Source organism: Pseudomonas sp. GL-R-19 (genome assembly GCF_019956375.1).
GTDB lineage: Bacteria > Pseudomonadota > Gammaproteobacteria > Pseudomonadales > Pseudomonadaceae > Aquipseudomonas.
Genome location: NZ_JAHBDJ010000004.1, coordinates 78,068 through 96,401 on the forward strand (window position 1 = coordinate 78,068; position 18,334 = coordinate 96,401).

Annotated in this window: 15 protein-coding genes and 1 other RNA gene; 12 read left to right on the plus strand and 4 right to left on the minus strand. The window is 56.6% G+C overall.

The window, feature by feature from the left end:
• Position 1: 1 nt before the first annotated feature.
• On the minus strand, positions 2 to 1,405 hold the full coding sequence (locus KGA83_RS02425; protein WP_108218127.1) for a sodium-dependent transporter: 1,404 nt from the start codon (positions 1,403 to 1,405) through the stop codon (positions 2 to 4).
• Between the two features lie 118 nt (positions 1,406 to 1,523).
• On the opposite strand from KGA83_RS02425, the gene smpB reads away from it, so the two are divergent.
• On the plus strand, positions 1,524 to 2,006 hold the full coding sequence (smpB, locus tag KGA83_RS02430) for an SsrA-binding protein SmpB (protein WP_008057382.1): 483 nt from the start codon (positions 1,524 to 1,526) through the stop codon (positions 2,004 to 2,006).
• A 118-nt stretch (positions 2,007 to 2,124) separates the two neighbouring features.
• On the opposite strand, the gene KGA83_RS02435 is transcribed toward smpB, so the two are convergent.
• Positions 2,125 to 2,892 carry an FCD domain-containing protein gene (locus tag KGA83_RS02435; protein WP_218429207.1) on the minus strand — a complete coding sequence of 256 codons (768 nt, stop codon included), beginning with the start codon at positions 2,890 to 2,892 and terminating at the stop codon, positions 2,125 to 2,127.
• Between the two features lie 261 nt (positions 2,893 to 3,153).
• Here KGA83_RS02435 and KGA83_RS02440 point away from each other — a divergent pair, with 261 nt between their 5' ends.
• The 11 genes from KGA83_RS02440 (at position 3,154) to KGA83_RS02490 (ending at position 16,167) form a co-directional block, all read left to right on the plus strand.
• On the plus strand, positions 3,154 to 4,848 hold the full coding sequence (locus KGA83_RS02440; RefSeq protein WP_223528135.1) for a lactate permease LctP family transporter: 1,695 nt from the start codon (positions 3,154 to 3,156) through the stop codon (positions 4,846 to 4,848).
• Positions 4,849 to 4,997: 149 nt separating this feature from the next.
• Entirely contained in the window at positions 4,998 to 5,822 is an 825-nt protein-coding gene (locus tag KGA83_RS02445; RefSeq protein ID WP_223528138.1) for a (Fe-S)-binding protein, read from the plus strand.
• A complete protein-coding gene (locus KGA83_RS02450) occupies positions 5,819 to 7,273 on the plus strand; it encodes a LutB/LldF family L-lactate oxidation iron-sulfur protein (RefSeq protein ID WP_108219786.1) in 1,455 nt (484 codons plus the stop codon). The genes KGA83_RS02445 and KGA83_RS02450 overlap by 4 nt, the downstream gene beginning before the upstream one ends.
• Positions 7,273 to 7,944 (plus strand): lactate utilization protein C, encoded by a 672-nt coding sequence (locus KGA83_RS02455; protein WP_108219787.1) that lies wholly within the window; start codon positions 7,273 to 7,275, stop codon positions 7,942 to 7,944. The genes KGA83_RS02450 and KGA83_RS02455 overlap by 1 nt, the downstream gene beginning before the upstream one ends.
• Positions 7,941 to 10,751: an FAD-binding and (Fe-S)-binding domain-containing protein gene (locus tag KGA83_RS02460; protein WP_223528141.1), complete on the plus strand. Its 2,811-nt coding sequence runs from the start codon at positions 7,941 to 7,943 to the stop codon at positions 10,749 to 10,751. Before KGA83_RS02455 ends, KGA83_RS02460 begins: the two co-directional genes overlap by 4 nt.
• Before the next feature lie 202 nt (positions 10,752 to 10,953).
• On the plus strand, positions 10,954 to 11,229 hold the full coding sequence (locus KGA83_RS02465) for a hypothetical protein (RefSeq protein WP_108219789.1): 276 nt from the start codon (positions 10,954 to 10,956) through the stop codon (positions 11,227 to 11,229).
• 326 nt (positions 11,230 to 11,555) lie between these two features.
• Positions 11,556 to 11,834, plus strand: a complete 279-nt coding sequence (locus KGA83_RS02470; RefSeq protein ID WP_108219790.1) for a hypothetical protein — start codon at positions 11,556 to 11,558, stop codon at positions 11,832 to 11,834.
• A gap of 94 nt (positions 11,835 to 11,928) precedes the next feature.
• Positions 11,929 to 12,322: a transfer-messenger RNA gene (gene ssrA, locus KGA83_RS02475) on the plus strand.
• Between the two features lie 187 nt (positions 12,323 to 12,509).
• Positions 12,510 to 13,766, plus strand: coding sequence for an integrase domain-containing protein (locus tag KGA83_RS02480; RefSeq protein ID WP_223528144.1), 1,257 nt, complete (start codon positions 12,510 to 12,512; stop codon positions 13,764 to 13,766).
• An 878-nt stretch (positions 13,767 to 14,644) separates the two neighbouring features.
• On the plus strand, positions 14,645 to 15,403 hold the full coding sequence (locus tag KGA83_RS02485) for a serine/threonine-protein kinase (protein ID WP_223528147.1): 759 nt from the start codon (positions 14,645 to 14,647) through the stop codon (positions 15,401 to 15,403).
• Positions 15,400 to 16,167, plus strand: a complete 768-nt coding sequence (locus KGA83_RS02490; protein WP_223528150.1) for a PP2C family protein-serine/threonine phosphatase — start codon at positions 15,400 to 15,402, stop codon at positions 16,165 to 16,167. Before KGA83_RS02485 ends, KGA83_RS02490 begins: the two co-directional genes overlap by 4 nt.
• A gap of 254 nt (positions 16,168 to 16,421) precedes the next feature.
• On the opposite strand, the gene KGA83_RS02495 is transcribed toward KGA83_RS02490, so the two are convergent.
• Positions 16,422 to 17,675: a hypothetical protein gene (locus KGA83_RS02495; RefSeq protein ID WP_223528153.1), complete on the minus strand. Its 1,254-nt coding sequence runs from the start codon at positions 17,673 to 17,675 to the stop codon at positions 16,422 to 16,424.
• A gap of 24 nt (positions 17,676 to 17,699) precedes the next feature.
• Positions 17,700 to 18,332 (minus strand): hypothetical protein, encoded by a 633-nt coding sequence (locus KGA83_RS02500; protein ID WP_223528156.1) that lies wholly within the window; start codon positions 18,330 to 18,332, stop codon positions 17,700 to 17,702.
• Between the last annotated feature and the right edge of the window lie 2 nt (positions 18,333 to 18,334).

Below are 18,334 nucleotides of genomic sequence, written 5' to 3' on the forward strand. Positions count from 1 at the left end.
GTCACTTCCACAGCTGGGCGGCAAACACTACGAGAATGCCGATGGGCGCCACATAGCGCATCAAGAACAAGGACAGGCCAAACAGCGCAGGGTTGCGGATCGACAACTCGTCGCGCACCGCTTCACGCCCCATGATCCAGCCCGCAAACACCACGAAACACAAACCGCCAAGCGGCAACATGAGTCGCGAGGTGAAGAAATCGATCACACCGAAGAAGTCGAGACCACCGGCGGCTCCCCATTGGTAGAGGTGGAACATCCCGCCTTCGTTCACGAAGAACTTCGCCTCCTTCCAGATATTGAAAGAGAACACCGTGCCCAGGCCGACAAACCAGCAGCTGAAAGCCAGCCAGAATGTAACCCATGCACGGCTCACTTTAGTGCGCTCGACCAGGTAAGCCACCATCGGTTCAAGCAGGGAAATCGCCGAACTCCAGGCAGCGACCGCCACCAGCACGAAGAACACCACTCCCATCAATTGCCCGAACGCCACGTTACCGAAGGCAAACGGCAGGCTGACGAACATCAGCCCCGGCCCTTCGCTCGGATTCAGGCCCGCCGCGAAAACAATCGGAAACAGTGCCAGGCCGGCCACCAGGGAAACGAAGGTATCGAGCAGCGCCACGCCAACGACCGTCCCTGAAATCGACGAGTTCTTTGGCATGTAGGCGCCGTAGATCATGATCGAGCCGACGCCCACGCTCAGGGAAAAGAACGCATGCCCCATCGCGGGCAACAAGCCGTCCAGGACCTTTTCCGGGTGGAAGTCGAACATGAAATGCACGCCTTCCATGAAATGCCCCGTGGTCATGCTATAGCCCAGCAGCACCAGGATCATCACGAACAACAACGGCATCATGATGCGCAAACTGCGTTCCAGCCCGGCAACTACGCCCTTGGCGATCACCACCGCTGACAACAGCATGAAAATCGTGTGCCAAAGTGTCAGGCGCCAGGGATCGGCGATCACATTACCGAAGTAAGCCCCCACCTGATCCGGGGTCACTCCCTGGAAGTCGCCACGCCCCATATCGATGATGTAATCCAGCGACCAGCCGCCGACAACGCTATAGAAAGACAGGATCAACAACGCTGTGATCATCCCGGCAAATGCGCCCCAGGACCATTTCGTCGAGTGCCCCGCCTCGATCGCCAGCGTCTTCAAGGCATTGGCCGGGCTCTGCCGGGCACGCCGGCCGATCAGGGTTTCGGCCAGCATGACCGGTACGCCAATCAGCGCGATGCAGGCCAGGAACATCAGCACGAAGGCGCCGCCGCCATAGACGCCAACCATGTACGGGAATTTCCAGATACTACCCAGCCCCACGGCCGAACCGGTCGCGGCGAGTATGAAGACCCAGCGGCTAGCCCAACTGCCGTGGACAGAAACCTTGTCTGTCGACATCGTTATCACGCCCAAGCGTTCAAAAAAGAGGCCGCATTGTCCGGGATTCAATCAACCTGCTCAAGCATGTAGCAACACCGTAGCCGACTCGCGTGCAACTCCCTATAATGCCGCCCCTATGGCTAAACAGAAGAAACACCCAACAGGGACCATCGCGCAAAATAAAAAGGCGCGACACGATTACTTCATCGAACATCGGTTCGAGGCTGGTCTGGTCCTGGCCGGCTGGGAAGTAAAAAGTCTGCGGGCAAGCAAGCTGCAGCTGGTTGACAGTTACGTACTGCTCAAGGATGGCGAAGCCTGGCTGCTCGGCAGCCACATTACGCCCCTGACGACCGCCAGCACCCACGTCATCGCCGACCCGGTGCGCACCCGTAAATTGCTGCTCAATCGGCGCGAGCTGGAAAAGCTGGCCGCGGCCGTGCAGCAAAAGGGTTATGCCTGCGTGTGCCTGTCCTGGTACTGGAGCAAGCACATGGTCAAGTGCGAGATCGCGCTGGGCAAGGGCAAGAAGGAATACGACAAGCGTGATACCGAGCGCGAACGCGACGCCGGTCGCGAGCTGCAACGTGCGGTGCGCAACAAGGGCAAGGAAGACTGATTTTTCTGCCTGCGAATTGCGGCGCGAATAAAAAGATCGCAGCCTGCGGCAGCTCCTACGTTGGGATTTGTGTTTCCCCGTAGGAGCTGCCGAAGGCTGCGATCTTTTGTTTTAACGATCACATCCCCTTGCGCCGCTCTGCCCTGGCCATGCGCTGCACTTCCTGACGCACTTCTTCCAGCACCTCCTGCACATACAAAATGTGTCGACTGGAAACTTCCCGTGCCTGCTCCCCCCGCCCTTCGATAATCGCCTGATACAACTCCCGGTGCTGCGCAATCAACATGTCGCGGGTTTCAGTACGCTGCTTGTACATGCCACCGATGTTGGTCACCACGTTGCGCTTGAGCAGGTCGAACAGCCCGCGAATGGTGTGCAGCAACACGGCATTGTGGCTGGCCTCGGCGATCGCCAGGTGAAACTTTGCGTCCGCAGCCCCCTCTTCGGCACGACTCACCTCTTCATGACGGGAATAGCAGTCCTGCAATTCGTTGAACGCAGCGGTCAGCCGCTCGCGATCCACATCAGTGGCACGCAGCGCCGCGTAGTAGGCGCAAGACGCTTCCAGCGTATGGCGAAACTCCAGCAGATCGCGCTGCGCCTCGGGATTGCTTTCCAGCAGATGCAACAAGGGATCACTGAAGGTGCTACCCAGTGATTCCACCACATAGTTTCCGCCGCCCTGACGACTGACCAGCAGGCCCTTGGCGGTCAGCTTCTGAATGGCTTCGCGCAACGAAGGACGTGACACGCCAAATTGCTCAGCCAGCGCGCGCTCGGCCGGCAAGCGCTCACCCGCTTTCAGCGTGCCCTCGAGGATCATGCCCTCAAGCTGCTCGACAATATCGTCAGACAAACGGCGCTGACGAATCTGATCAAACCCCATAACTCGATTACTCCACGATCCGACGGCTCGCCGGGGCTCTATTCTGGCCTATCGGCGCCACGCCAGCACCTGCCAAAGCGCATTTGGTCATACCAGACAGACGACTTGCGCACTTCGCATTCGACAAAAGTTTTAGGGCGGCAAATTGACACACCGCCTACAAGGCTTTTACCCTAGCCAACAGCGATTGTAAATTGGTCTTACCAATTATCCAAGAACGCTGAACAGTGCCTGACCAACAACAATTAGGGGCCACCCCATATGCAAACCTGGCAACAGCTCTATACCCCGCTCGGCAGCCTCGGCCTGTCCGCACTCGCCGCCGTTATCCCCATCGTGTTTTTCTTCCTGGCTTTGGCCGTGTTCCGCCTCAAAGGACACGTGGCCGGCAGCATCACCCTGGCTTTGTCGATCCTGGTGGCGATCTTCGCTTTCCAGATGCCGGTCGATATGGCGCTCGCCGCCGCCGGGTATGGCTTCGCTTATGGCTTGTGGCCGATTGCCTGGATCATTGTGGCAGCGGTGTTCCTCTACAAACTGACGGTCAAGAGTGGGCAGTTTGAAGTCATCCGCAGTTCGGTCCTGTCGATCACCGATGACCAGCGCCTGCAGGTCCTGCTGATCGGCTTCTGCTTCGGTGCCTTCCTCGAAGGGGCGGCCGGTTTCGGCGCTCCGGTGGCGATTACCGCAGCCCTGCTGGTAGGACTGGGCTTCAACCCGCTGTACGCCGCCGGCTTGTGCCTGATCGCCAACACCGCGCCGGTAGCCTTTGGCGCGCTGGGCATTCCGATCATCGTTGCCGGGCAAGTGACCGGCATCGACGCCTTCAAGATCGGCGCCATGACCGGTCGCCAATTGCCGCTGCTGTCGATGTTCGTGCCGTTCTGGCTGGTGTTCATGATGGATGGCCTGCGCGGCGTGCGGGAAACCTGGCCCGCCGCCCTGGTGGCCGGCTTGAGCTTTGCCGTAACCCAGTACTTCACCTCGAACTTCATCGGCCCGGAGCTGCCGGACATCACCTCGGCCCTGGCCAGCCTGATTTCCCTGACTCTGTTCCTGAAAGTCTGGCAACCAAAACGCGCCGCCGGCCAACACATCGTCGGCGCTGTCTCGGCCTCCGTGGTAAGCGCCAGCGTCGGAGGTTTCGGCCAGAAGCGCACCACCGTGGCTTCGCCTTACAGCCTTGGGGAAATCTTCAAGGCCTGGTCGCCGTTCCTGATCCTGACCGTACTGGTCACGATCTGGACCTTGAAACCGTTCAAGGCGATGTTCGCCGTCGGCGGTTCGATGTACAGCTTCGTATTCAACTTCGCCATCCCGCACCTGGACCAGATGGTGATCAAGGTCGCACCGATCGTGGCCGCGCCGACCGCCCTTCCGGCAGTGTTCAAACTGGACCCGATTTCCGCCACCGGCACGGCGATTTTCTTCTCGGCGCTGATCTCGATGCTGGTCCTGAAGGTCAACTTCAAAACTGGTCTGACCACTTTGAAAGAGACCTTCTACGAACTGCGCTGGCCGATCCTATCCATCGGCATGGTGCTGGCGTTTGCCTTCGTGACCAACTACTCGGGCATGTCCTCGACCATGGCCCTGGTACTGGCGGCGACGGGGGCAGCCTTCCCGTTCTTCTCGCCGTTCCTTGGCTGGCTGGGCGTGTTCCTCACCGGTTCCGATACTTCGTCCAACGCCCTGTTCAGCTCGCTGCAAGCGACCACCGCACACCAGATCGGTGTCAACGACACCCTGCTGGTGGCCGCGAACACCAGCGGCGGCGTGACCGGTAAAATGATCTCGCCACAATCGATCGCCGTGGCCTGTGCCGCGACCGGCCTGGTGGGCAAGGAATCGGATCTGTTCCGCTTCACCCTCAAGCACAGCCTATTCTTTGCAACGATTGTCGGCTTGATCACGTTGGCCCAGGCCTACTGGTTCACCGGCATGCTGGTGCACTAAGGACTACAGGCAACACGATAAAAACCGACGCCGGGCCACGCCCCCGGCGTCCGCTATTCACACCCGGTCTGTAAGGCTGCTGAAAGCTTCCAACACTATATTCAGCAGCCTCGACAGACGAATAACCGGGATCACCCGGAGACCGCCTGATGAGCGAGCTTTTTTACAACGCCGTGCCGAACGCGACCCGTGTCGCCCCGCCACTGCCCGAGCCTCGGCAATACCCCTGCGAGAAACCGTCACGGGTCTACCTGTTCGGGACCTGCGTGGTCGATTTGTTCTACCCGCAAGCCGGGATGGACGCGATCCACCTGCTGGAGCGCGAAGGCATTCGTGTCGAATACCCGCAAGGGCAAAGTTGCTGCGGCCAACCGGCCTACACCTCGGGTTACACCGAACAGGCACGGACCGTGGCGCGCTCGCAACTGGCGCTGTTTGCCGGCGACTATCCGGTGGTGGTGCCGTCAGGCTCTTGCGCGGGCATGCTGCGCGAACATTACGCCGACTTGTTCAAGGACGAGCCGGAGACGTTGAAACAGGTTCAGGCCCTGGCGGCCAGAACCTACGAGCTGGCCGAGTTCCTGTTGTTTGTCTGCAAGGTGCAGCTCAAAGACAGCGGCGAGCCGGTAAAAGTGGCGCTGCACACCTCGTGCTCGGCACGCCGCGAGATGAACACCCACCTGCACGGCCGCGAATTATTGGCGCAGTTGAGCAACGTGGAACGGGTCGACCACGACCACGAAAGCGAATGCTGTGGCTTCGGCGGGACATTCAGCGTCCGTATGCCAGACATTTCCGGCGCGATGGTGGCTGACAAGACCCGGGCGTTGAAGGAATCCGGCGCGCACAAGATATTGAGTGCCGACTGCGGCTGTTTGATGAACATCAACGGCTCGCTGGAAAAACAGCAGGAAGCGTTGCGCGGTCAGCATCTGGCCAGCTTCCTCTGGCAGCGTACCGGAGGTGCCCAATGAGCACTTCCGCGATTATTCCTACGGTTGCCGTAGAAGAAGATTTTCGCACCCGCGCCCACAAGGCGTTGGGTGACGCGCAATTGCGAAACAACTTTCGCAAGGCGATGGATTCACTAATGAGCAAACGGGCAGCGGCGTTCAGCGATGCCCATGAAAGAGAACACTTGCGCTCACTGGGCAATGCAATCCGTGCCCGCGCGCTCTCCAAGTTGCCCGAGCTGCTCGAGCAACTGGAACAGAACCTGACCCGCAACGGTGTGACAGTGCACTGGGCGGAAACGGTGGACGAGGCCAATGGCATCGTCCTCTCGATCATCCGCGCTCACGAGGGGCGGCAAGTGATCAAGGGCAAATCGATGGTCAGCGAAGAGATGGAGATGAACCATTTCCTCGCTGATCGGGGCATTGAATGCCTGGAATCGGACATGGGCGAGTACATCGTCCAGCTCGACCACGAGAAGCCTTCACACATAATCATGCCGGCAATCCACAAGAATGCCGGTCAGGTCGCGTCCTTGTTCCACGACAAACTTGGCGTGGAATACACCAAGGACGTTGACCAACTCATTCAGATCGGTCGCAGAGTCCTGCGGCAGAAATTCTTCGAAGCGGACATCGGTGTCTCCGGTGTCAACTTCGCCGTGGCCGAAACCGGCACCCTGCTGCTGGTGGAAAACGAAGGCAACGGCCGCATGACCACCACGGTGCCGCCCGTGCATATCGCCGTCACCGGCATCGAAAAAGTCGTGGAAAACCTGCGCGATGTGGTGCCACTACTGTCGCTGCTGACCCGCTCGGCCTTGGGCATTCCGATCACCACTTACGTCAACATGATCTCCGGCCCGCGCAAGGAACATGAACTCGACGGCCCGCAGGAAGTGCACCTTGTACTGCTCGACAATGGCCGCAGCCAGGCCTTTGCCGACAGCGAATTGCGCCAGACCCTGAACTGCATTCGCTGTGGCGCCTGTATGAATCATTGCCCGGTCTACACCCGAATCGGCGGCCATGCCTATGGGGAGGTTTACCCCGGCCCTATCGGAAAAATCGTCACCCCGCACATGGTCGGCCTGGCGAAAGTGCCGGATCACCCGAGCGCCTCGTCGCTGTGCGGCGCCTGCGGTGAAGTTTGCCCGGTGAAAATCCCGATCCCTGCTCTGTTGCGGCGCCTGCGGGAAGAAAACGTCAAGGCCCCGGACAGCCCCCATCAAGTGATGCGCGGTCAGGGCAGCAAGTATTCGCGCAAGGAGCGGTTCATCTGGAATGCCTGGGCGAAGCTCAACAGCTCGCCGACGCTGTATCGCCTGTTCGGATTCTTCGCCACCCGTTTGCGCGCCCTAACACCGAGCAATGTCGGCCCGTGGACGCAAAACCACAGCGCCCCCAAACCCGCCGCCCGCTCACTGCATGACATGGCCCGCGAGCATTTGGCCAAACAGGGAGACCGTTGATGAGCGCCAAGCAAAATATCCTCGCCAAACTGCGTAAAAGTCTGACAGGTACCACGCCAGTGGCCGACAACTTCGATGTCGATTTGGTGACCCAACCTTACACCTACGCGCCTGAGCAGCGCATTGCGCAACTGCGCCAATTGATGGAAGCGGTGCACACGGAAATCCATCTGACGTCCGGCCAGGAATGGCCAGCTCTACTCGCACAATTGCTGCAGGACCGCCAATTGCCGAGTCTGCTGATCGCACCGACAACGCCCCACGGTCAACGGATCACGCAGCACTGGGCGAACAATCCCGGCCTGCCAATGCTCAAGGCCTACGACCGCCCGGTTGAAGAATGGAAGGCCGAGCTGTTCAACGACACCCCGGCCAGCCTGACTGGCACCCTCGGTGCCATCGCGGCAACCGGCAGCCTGATTCTCTGGCCGACCCGGGAGGAACCACGCCTGATGAGCCTCGCGCCACCGGTGCATTTCGCCCTGCTCAAGGCCAGCGAAATCCGCGATAACTTCTATCAGGTGCAACAGGAGTTCGAATGGGCCCAGGGCATGCCGACCAATGCGTTGCTGGTGTCCGGCCCGTCGAAGACTGCCGACATCGAGCAAGTGCTGGCGTACGGCGCCCACGGTCCGAAAGACCTGGTGGTGCTGATCCTGGAGGACCAATGAGTCTACCGGCCGCTTTCCTGCACGATGCACAGCAACTGATTCCACAAGAGCGACGGTTCGACGACCCGCTGTCGACCCTGGCCTTCGGCACCGACGCCAGTTTCTATCGGTTGATTCCGCAACTGGTGATCCGTGTCGAGTCCGAAGACGAAGTGGTGGCGCTACTGAAACTGGCGCAGCGCGATCAAGTCCCGGTGACTTTCCGTGCTGCCGGCACCAGCCTCTCTGGTCAGGCCATCAGCGACTCGGTTTTGATCGTGCTTGGGGATAACTGGAACGCTCGCGAGATCCGCGGGCAAGGCACACAGATTCGCCTGCAACCGGGCGTGATCGGCGCCCAGGCCAACGCTTGGCTGGCGCCTTTCGGACGCAAGATCGGTCCGGACCCGGCCTCGATCAACGCCTGCAAGATCGGCGGCATCGTCGCCAACAACGCCAGCGGCATGTGCTGCGGCACCGCGCAAAACACCTATCACACCCTGGCTGGCATTCGTCTGGTGCTGGCCGACGGCAGTCGTCTCGACACCGAGGATGCCGCCAGCGTCGCGGCATTTCGCCAAAGCCATGCCGCATTGCTGGAACGCTTGGCGACCCTGGGCCGCGAGACCCGGGCAAACGCCGAGCTGGCTGCGAGAATCCGCCACAAGTATCGTCTGAAAAACACCACCGGCCTGTCGCTCAATGCCCTGGTGGATTTCGACGAGCCTGTGGATATCTTGAGCCACTTGCTGGTGGGCTCCGAGGGCACGCTCGGGTTCATCAGTGCCGTGACCTACGACACGGTGATCGACCATCCGAACAAGGCCTCGGCCCTGATTGTGTTCCCGGATGTCGAGACCTGTTGCAACGCGGTCACCGTACTGAAAAGCCAACCGGTGTCGGCCGTGGAACTGCTTGACCGGCGCAGCCTGCGTTCAGTGCAGGGCAAACCCGGCATGCCCTCTTTCGTACAGCATCTGTCGAACAATGCCTGCGCCTTGCTGATCGAATCCCGCGCCGCATCGTTCACCTTGCTGCACGAACAACTGGCGCAGATCATGGCGTCGCTGAAGGCGTTCCCGGTGGAAAAGCAGGTCGACTTCACCGAAGACCCGCAGGAAAACGCCCGTCTCTGGGCCATCCGCAAAGACACCTTCCCGGCCGTCGGCGCGGTACGCAAGACCGGCACCACGGTGATCATCGAAGACGTCACCTTCCCGGTCGAACAACTGGCCATCGGCGTCAACCGCCTGATCGAACTGTTCGACAAACATCACTATGACGAAGCGATCCTTTTCGGACACGCGCTGGAAGGCAATCTGCATTTTGTCTTCACCCAAGGCTTCAACACCCCGGAAGAAATCGCACGCTATCAGGCGTTCATGGACGACGTGGCGCAACTGGTGGCAGTGGAGTTCGGCGGTTCACTGAAAGCCGAACACGGCACCGGGCGCAACATGGCGCCGTTCGTCGAACTGGAATGGGGCAGCGATGCCTACCAATTGATGTGGCAGCTCAAGCGTCTGCTCGACCCCAACGGCATACTCAACCCGGACGTGGTGCTCAGCGAAGACCCACAGATCCACCTCAAGCACCTCAAGCCATTGCCGGCCGCCGACGAGATTGTGGACAAGTGCATCGAATGCGGCTTCTGCGAACCGGTCTGCCCGTCGAAAGGCCTGACCCTGAGCCCACGCCAACGCATCGTGATCTGGCGCGACATTCAGGCGAGAAAACGCGCCGGCATCGACACCACCGAACTTGAAGCCGCGTACGAATACCAGGGCATCGATACCTGTGCCGCTACCGGCCTGTGTGCGCAACGTTGCCCGGTCGGCATCAATACCGGCGAGCTGGTGAAAAAGCTGCGCGGCCGGAAGGCGACACATACGAAAACCGCCAACTGGCTGGAAGGAAATTTCGCCACCGCACTGCAAGGTGCGCGCTTCACCCTGCACGTGGCCAATGGCGCGCGGATGTTGCTGGGGGCGCCGAGACTGGCGAAGTTGTCGGCGACGCTGACGCGCCTGTCCAAGGGTCAGGTCCCGCAATGGACCAACGCGATGCCGCAACCGGAAAAAGCCATTCGCTTCAGCCCGACAGTGACGGACGCGCGCCCGCGTGTGGTCTATCTGGCGGCCTGTGTATCCCGTGCCATGGGGCCTGCTGCGAGCGACACGGAACAAATGTCGCTGCACGAAAAGACCCGAGGCCTGCTGGAAAAGGCCGGCTACCAGGTGGTATTCCCGGACAACCTGGACAGCTTGTGCTGCGGTCAGCCATTCGCCTCAAAAGGCTACGCCGAGCAAGCCGAGCACAAACGACAGGAACTGATCGGCGCCCTGCTCCACGCCAGCCGTGGCGGGCTCGACCCGATCTACTGCGACACCAGCCCCTGCACCTTGCGCCTGGTTCAAGACCTCGGTGAAGTCCGTCTGGACCTGTACGACCCGGTACGTTTTATCCGCACGCACCTGATGGATCGCCTGGATTTCACGCCTCAGGAAGCGCCGATCGCCGTGCACGTAACCTGCAGCACACAACACCTCGGGGAAAGTCAGGCGCTGATCGATCTGGCGCGCAAATGCAGCAAAAACGTGGTCATTCCCGAAGGCATTCACTGCTGCGGCTTCGCCGGCGACAAGGGATTCACCACGCCGGAGCTGAACGCCCATTCGCTGCGCACGCTCAAGGACGCGGTGCAGCAGTGCAGCGAAGGGATTTCTACCAGCCGCACCTGTGAGATCGGTCTGACGCAACATGGCGGCATTGACTACCACGGACTAGTCTATCTCGTGGACCGCGTGACCCAGGCCAGGGTGCCCTGATAGCAGGATCTACAGGAAGGTGCATAGAGTTGCATTCCTTAACGCTACTTGCCGGAGTCGACAGCTCTACAGTGGAAAAACATAACCCTGACGTGCCGCCGCAGTCCACTGATCAAGTCCCGCAAATGTGGGACCTTCCCAAAACTCGGTTGTCCGATTTGATGGCCAGCAAAGCCTGGCCTTTCAGTCCAAGGAGATACACATGAATCGTTCTGTGCTGTTAGGTTTTTTCGTTGTTGCTTCCATGATGGCTTCCACTTCGTTTGCGGCCGAAAAAGACCAATGCGCGCTCAACCTGCAAACCATCGAAAACGCAAAGGCACAGATTCCCGGGGAAATGCTTGACCAGGTGGATGCCTCCGTCAAGAAAGCCAAAGCCGAGCAGGCAAAAGGCACCAAGGCAGGTATTGATGATTGCATCGCCGAGACCAACCAAACCATCATGGACGTCACGAACGCGCACAAAGGCGCGAAGTAACTCTGCCCAAGGCCAACCTTCGGGTTGGCCTTGTCGGCGTACATCAACAACGGAGTACTGGCAGCCGGGAGTTCAATGCCCGGCTGCGTCCGACACGAAGCAAACCAAAACCCGCCAGTTGCGGGTTTTGTTGCATCTGGGGTCTGGAAATGTGTAACCGCCCGCATCGCTGGAAAAAGCTCGACACGTTTTCTGAAAAAACCGAATTCTTGCGTTGAATCGTAGTCTTTGAGGTAAGCCCCATCAGATCGTGGCTGATTTTTCCGGCTCGGCTTGGCCGTCCACTCATACGGCAGCACCAAGACCATCAGTTCAAGGAGATATCCATGAAACGCACCACACTCGCTGGTCTGTTCATTTCTGCTGCAATGCTCGCCTCTCCTGTATTTGCTGCAGACAACAACCTTTGTACGAGCAAGCTGCAAGAGCTCAAAGGCAAAGTGAATGCGCTGCCGGCGACCTCCACCAACACCTCAATGGAAATCAAAAGACTGATGTCCAGCGCCGAAGCCTCACAAGCCTCCGGAGACGACAAAAAATGCGTCACCGAGGCCACCCAGGCGATGGCACTCGCTGACAAACAGAGCAACGAGCCAAACCCATGATCTGTGGTGGTCAACCTTCGGGTTGGCCTTCCGGGGCGTGATGACGTACACTGTACATGCCTGCTGCTCACTTGATTCAACGAGCATCAGGCTCGGGGCCGTTTAGGATTCGACGCCGGTTGCGAAACTTTAGGTGCATGCCGAGTTGGTAACAGAACTCGTAAATCCACTGTTGCAACTTCCTATAGTTGCCAATGACGAAACCTACGGGGAATACGCTCTCGCTGCGTAAGCAGCCTTAGCCCTTCCCTCCTGGTACCTTCGGGTCCAGCAATCATCAGGGGATGTCTGTAAACCCAAAGTGATTGTCATATAGAACAGAATCGCCGTGCAGTACGTTGTGGACGAAGCGGCTAAAACTTACACAACTCGCCCAAAGCACCCTGCCCGTCGGGTCGCTGAGGGTTAACTTAATAGACACGGCTACGCATGTAGTACCGACAGCGGAGTACTGGCGGACGGGGGTTCAAATCCCCCCGGCTCCACCACTTCATCATCTAAAGACGTCCACGGACGTCTTTTTTTGTGTCTGAAATCCAGTAAATACGCGGCCTCCAGCGCTTTTGCGGTCTTCTGAGATTTTTTGAGTTCCAGCCATTCGGGTATTCCAAACGGTATTCCAACCCATTCGGTGCTAACCTTTGGAATACCAAATCAGTGCCTGAGGAAAATCTCATGCCTGCTCCAGCCCTCCGCCTATCTGATCGACAGCTCAAGGGAGTCAAACCCGCGTCCAAAGATTACGTCCTCACCGACGGTGACGGTTTGCAACTCCGTGTACGCAGCAACGGCTCTCTGCTGTGGAATTTCAATTACCGTGAACCGGTGACCAAGAACCGCATCAACATGGGCTTGGGCACCTACCCAGAGCTCTCGCTGGCGAACGCCCGAAAGATGGCGGTCGAAGCACGCGAGCTGCTCGCCCAAGGCATCGATCCGAAGGTGCAGCGCGATACGCTAAATGAGGCCAAGCGCGCAGAAACGGAACACACCTTCGAGAACGTGGCCACCGCCTGGTTCGAGCTGAAGAAGGACTCCGTCACGCCGGCGTACGCCGAAGACATTTGGCGATCGCTCACGCTGCATGTATTTCCAGACCTGAAAACAACGCCGCTCTCGAAAATTACCGCACCGATGGTCATCGAACTGCTTCGCCCAATCGAGGCCAAAGGCAGCCTCGAGACAGTGAAGCGATTGAGCCAACGCCTCAACGAGATCATGACCTACGGGGTGAACTCCGGGTTGATTTTCGCTAATCCCCTCAGTGGCATTCGGGCGGTATTCAAGAAACCCAAGAAACAGAACATGGCCGCGCTACGACCCGATGAGCTCTCCGAGCTCATGATCGAAATCGCAAACGCCAGCATCAAGCGGATCACCCGCTGCCTGATCGAATGGCAACTGCACACCATGACCCGCCCTGCCGAAGCGGCTACCACCCGATGGGCAGACATCGACTTCGACAAACGCATCTGGACCATCCCTCCGGAGCGCATGAAAAAGCGTCGTCCGCACACCGTCCCACTGACCGAACAGGCACTCGCGTTACTGGAGACGCTCAAGCTCCACAGCGGCCACAGGGAATACGTGTTCCCGGCAGATAGAAACCCGCGCACCCACGCCAACAGCCAGACCGCCAACATGGCGTTGAAACGCATGGGCTTCCAGGACCGCTTGGTCAGCCACGGCATGCGCTCCATGGCCAGCACCATCCTGAACGAACATGGGTGGGATCCGGAGCTAATCGAAGTCGCGCTGGCGCATGTCGACAAGGACGAAGTCCGAAGCGCTTACAACCGAGCTGACTACATCGAACGCCGGCGTCCGATGATGGCTTGGTGGAGCGAGCACATCCAGAAAGCGGCCACTGGCAACCTGTCGGCATCTGCGATCAATCAAACCAGAGACCACAACGTCGTGCCTATACGGTGAGCGCTCACCGGATGCCGCCGGTAACCGAAAATGACTCCCCAGATGGAGTGATGGTTGATTTGGCGACAGCGGCGACACCGGCGACAACCCGCGTAATACCTGGTTTGCAGCATGGCGACAGAAGTGGCGACTGTCGCCGTTGCAAGCCTCCCTCTTGGCGCTTTCTCGGCCAAGCCCACGCGAGCGGGAAGGCTCCGCATTCCCACTCGCATGGGCTCTGCGTAATTACATCTCACTTGACCATCTAATTGCATTGCCACTGACCAGTTTGTTTGCAGCCGACTTGACCAGTCATTTGCATTCGCGCTGACCAGCCGTTTGCAGTTGATGGATGTCAGCGGGTGCCACTCAGCGCGAGTGCGTCAGCCAAGCACTGAAAGACTGCAACCGACCGATTCTGTTGAAAAAGTCGGCCATGGTTTGCGCATCAGAAAAGTACGCGTCCGAGATTGAAATCTTTACTTTTGGCAGAGGCATCCGGACTCGGATTTCACGTAACAGCGTGCAAAAAAGGCGTTTTCACCAGTCAATGATCAGGTAGTTTGGGCAGATCGACTTTTTCAACAGAATCGACCAGAAACCGTCATTCAGGCATACAGGAAGCCAAGGCGGTTCAAACCATTTGGCTATCGTCGCTGGCTAGTCGCAAATTTTGCGACCCGGCCAGGCTATGGCATGCACCCGGCCTATTGAAACTATCCGATTCGTACGGGTAGCAAAACGGGGCCGTCATAGGGGCTTCTCAGGTAGACACGCACCGCACATGATTTATGGCATCATGACACTGTCAGTATGGGCACATGGCTGACGCGGTTTAACATCATCAGCATCGCGTTTCAATTTAATCGGTTTAATTTTTTTAAAGCGTGGATCAGGGAATGGATGGTTATCACGGAAACTACAAATACAAAATAATCGAGAGAATTGGAGAAGGCGGCTTTGGATTTGTAGAAAAGATCGAACTATTCAACATTGCCGATCATAGATGCGGTGAGTATGCCCGCAAGTCCCTCAGTGATTTGGACCCTGATCTACGGGATGAGTTTCGAAGGCGTTTTGCCCGCGAGGTATCATATCAGGCCTCTTGTGTACACACCCATGTAGCTAATATTTATCTGTGCGATCTCAAATCAGATCAGCCATGGTTCATTATGGACCTCGCTGCAGGAGATTTGCAGAAAGATATCGACAAAGGGATTCTAACCATCTCCCAGAAGATTGATGTGCTGCTTATGGTTGCAGATGGTCTTATATATTTGCATTCTATGGGCTATCTTCATCGCGACATAAAGCCATCTAACATCCTTCGATTCAAGGATGGCATTTATAAGGTATCTGATTTTGGATTGGTTAAGAATTTAGATAAAAGCTCCGAGTCCGAGGTTATCACAAAAATTGCAACCGCAATGGGCACGGCTAAATATATGGCTCCAGAGATAGCAATCGCAGGAGAATACAGCAAAAGAACCGATATTTTTGCGCTAGGTGTTCTACTGGAGGATCTGGATATGCTAGACGATCCAGGCGTCCATGAAGTGTTTAAAAAAAGCACTGCTCGGCGCCCTCTTGATCGTTACGCAGAAGTGCAAGAAATGCGAAATGAATTTGTTTCCGCCATCTCGGGAGAACGCAAATGATTAAGCTATTAAGCTCAAGTGTATTCTCATTTCCAAAAGAGCCCGCGCGAAAAAATGAAGATTCTATTTTGCCGCCACGCAAGGTAGGAAGCGGTTTTCTGATGGCAATAGCAGATGGCGTAGGGTCGTATGCTGGGGCTAGCAGCGCGTCCGAGTCTGCTATTGAATATCTGACAAGCCTGCAATCGGCGGCGTTTGAAAGCTCTGATGCTGTTGAACAAATTTTTGACCAGATTAAAATTCGTGTTTCAAACCTGACTCTTGAAAACCCTAGCTACTTTGATGCTGCCACGACTTTGACTTTCTGCTACGCGGGAGAAAAAGGAATAAAAATTGGTCATGTAGGCGATTGCCGAGTTTACCTGAAGAATGACCGCAAACTTCTTCAGGTTACTAAAGATCATACTCAGCACCAAATGCTGATAGACGAAGGCTTATACAAACCTTCCGAGCTTAAAGAGGCCAGTGGGAAAAATACGCTATTTTCAGCCATATCAAAAAAAATAAATCTCCACTTCCAAGAAGTTTTCTTGAGGTATGATCAAATCTGCGAACAAGATGGAAGTGTGAGCTTGTTCATTATGTCAGATGGCGCTTATCATTCTTGGGAGTTAAGGCCGCGCTTTTTGGAAAGCACCCTAGAAGATCCAAACCGGTTTGCGGCGAACCTCCGCAGACGTATTGTTCGACTGGAACCCACGGACGACTGCTCACTAATAGCCGTGAAATTGACAATCAAACCACAACTTGAATTGTTCGATTAAATCCCTCGCGAGAAAATTTGACTGCATTAGGTGTGAATTTTAATGCAGTCAGATATTTTCTCTCATCAATACAGATAACTTGTGGCTGACATAGATTCCGCAGCCTTACTCGATGGCCTATTTTAGGCTAATTCCACCATTGTCGACCGTCTGCATTGGGTCGATTACTGCCTCTCGCTAAGGGCGGGAATCGGCCCCATAGCTGCCAGTCATTTGTGTCTACAGAATCATGGGCAATTCACTGATCGGTCGTTTCAACGACTCTTCCTAGCGTCTTTAACTTCCAACTCTAAGTTGTAGATGAGCAGACTCAGGTCATGTCGTGAGACATCTTTCTTTTTGGCTCGACGTTCAGGGTCGTTGATACGCACTAAGGTTTCGCCGGATATTGCGCGGTGCAGACACTCACCGAAATCTCTTTCATCCTCAAATATGGCCTCTACCAAACCAGCCTTATCGTGAATGAGTATCGCCTTCAAGGGGCAACTTTGGATCGCGGCTAACAACCCAGCGTCGAGCGTAGTAACGGCGGGAATCACGAATCGATTTCCCTTCATTTCTGTCATAAGCGTCTCGCACCAGCGGAACATAAATAGATCCCAAGCCAGCGCGGAAATCCGATTTATTGAATCGCCATTCGGGTTCCGCAACGCAGGCTCGTCGAAGATCGGTAGTACAGGTCCCGTCTTGGTGAGTCCACTAAGGGCTTTCCAGCCGAAATAGAGTTCCTTGAGGGGCATGAAGCCAAATCTATCTAGGCAAAAATCTATTAAGCGGCTAACGCCGTCATCCACACTGTAACCACTCCAACAATCCAGCATTGCTCGCAATATGATGCAATGCATCACGTCCCGCCGTTGAACCGCTGCCCACATCTGGGGACTAGTGATAAATGTCTCCCACATTTTCTCGGCAGCAGGTATATGGTCTTCAATGGCTACGACCATACTTTCCGATCTAACCTGTTGGAAGTTCTTCATCGAATCAAACAGCTTAGCTGCTGCGACCTTTTGGTACGGCCATGGATTGTTAGGTTTTAGTACTTCACGCAAGTTTTCTAGCGAGGCAAATGTCCAATCGATTCCTCGGCCACGCTGCGTGTCGATGAACTGAAGTGTATCGCCGACTTTTTCAGTGTGGTCGTTCCGCTCACCTCGAAAAAAACGTGGCAGCTCGGAAAGAAAGTTTGTATCGAGCAGGGTGAAATAGGCAAACTCAAGCAGGGCGCTACCCTGTTTCATCTGTTGCTCTATTCCATCAGAAAAAGCCTGAATACCATTTCCGGTAAACAATGATCCTACAGGCACATTGGGATTTTCCGACCTACCCAGTGCTTGCATTGGTACACCTGCCGTGTCGCTCGCCCAGAGCATGCGTATGCCTGAAAATGCACCACGATCAGAGTTGATGACGTTTGCCAACGACTGGCCTGGTGTCCGACCGACGATAGCGGCCTTTGCACGGCGCATCTTGTCTATTTCGTGCAGGATATTAACTTTCTGTGCCAATGGAATGTACTCTTGTCGACTGTGTTATCCGAGATTCCGCTTTGCTTCCTCAAAGCGCGTGTAAACCTTATCGACGCGCCCTTCAAAGGTCATTCGCCCGACGGTCTTTCTGTCGGTCCAGTATTCAGCTGTCAGCGAATCCGGCATGTATTTCGCGCCATGCGTGGAAATAGTCGCAGCTCCAACGTGTCGTTCGCTGTGAACGCCGCGGAGCTCAATGCCGGGCGTGTTGGCATATACGACCGACACGTTGAAGCGATTGCCGCAGGGCGTCGGCTCGATTGCGTGGGCGAGCAGGCAGGATTCGGACTCCGACGTCATAAGCTGAATTTGCAGCTTGCTCAACGTCTGCACGATGCCAGCGTATGCTGCAATCGAAGGGGCTTTCTCGCCGGTTTCCGGGTTGACCCATTCCGATTGGATTGTCACTTTCCAAGTGCCGCGAATGTTGGGGCGATCAAAAAGCCACCCCTGAAAAACGCGCAGCCGCCAGAAAAGATGCTCCATCGCCGACGCGACGATTACGAGGACGCCGACCACAGTGGTGAAGGGCGCAAGGTGGTCCCAGGAGAGCGGCGTTCCTTGCAACCAAAGAGCAAATCCCCATGCAAAAGTGGCTATGGCGAGCGCTACAGTAATCTGGAGTCGTGTAAACATGG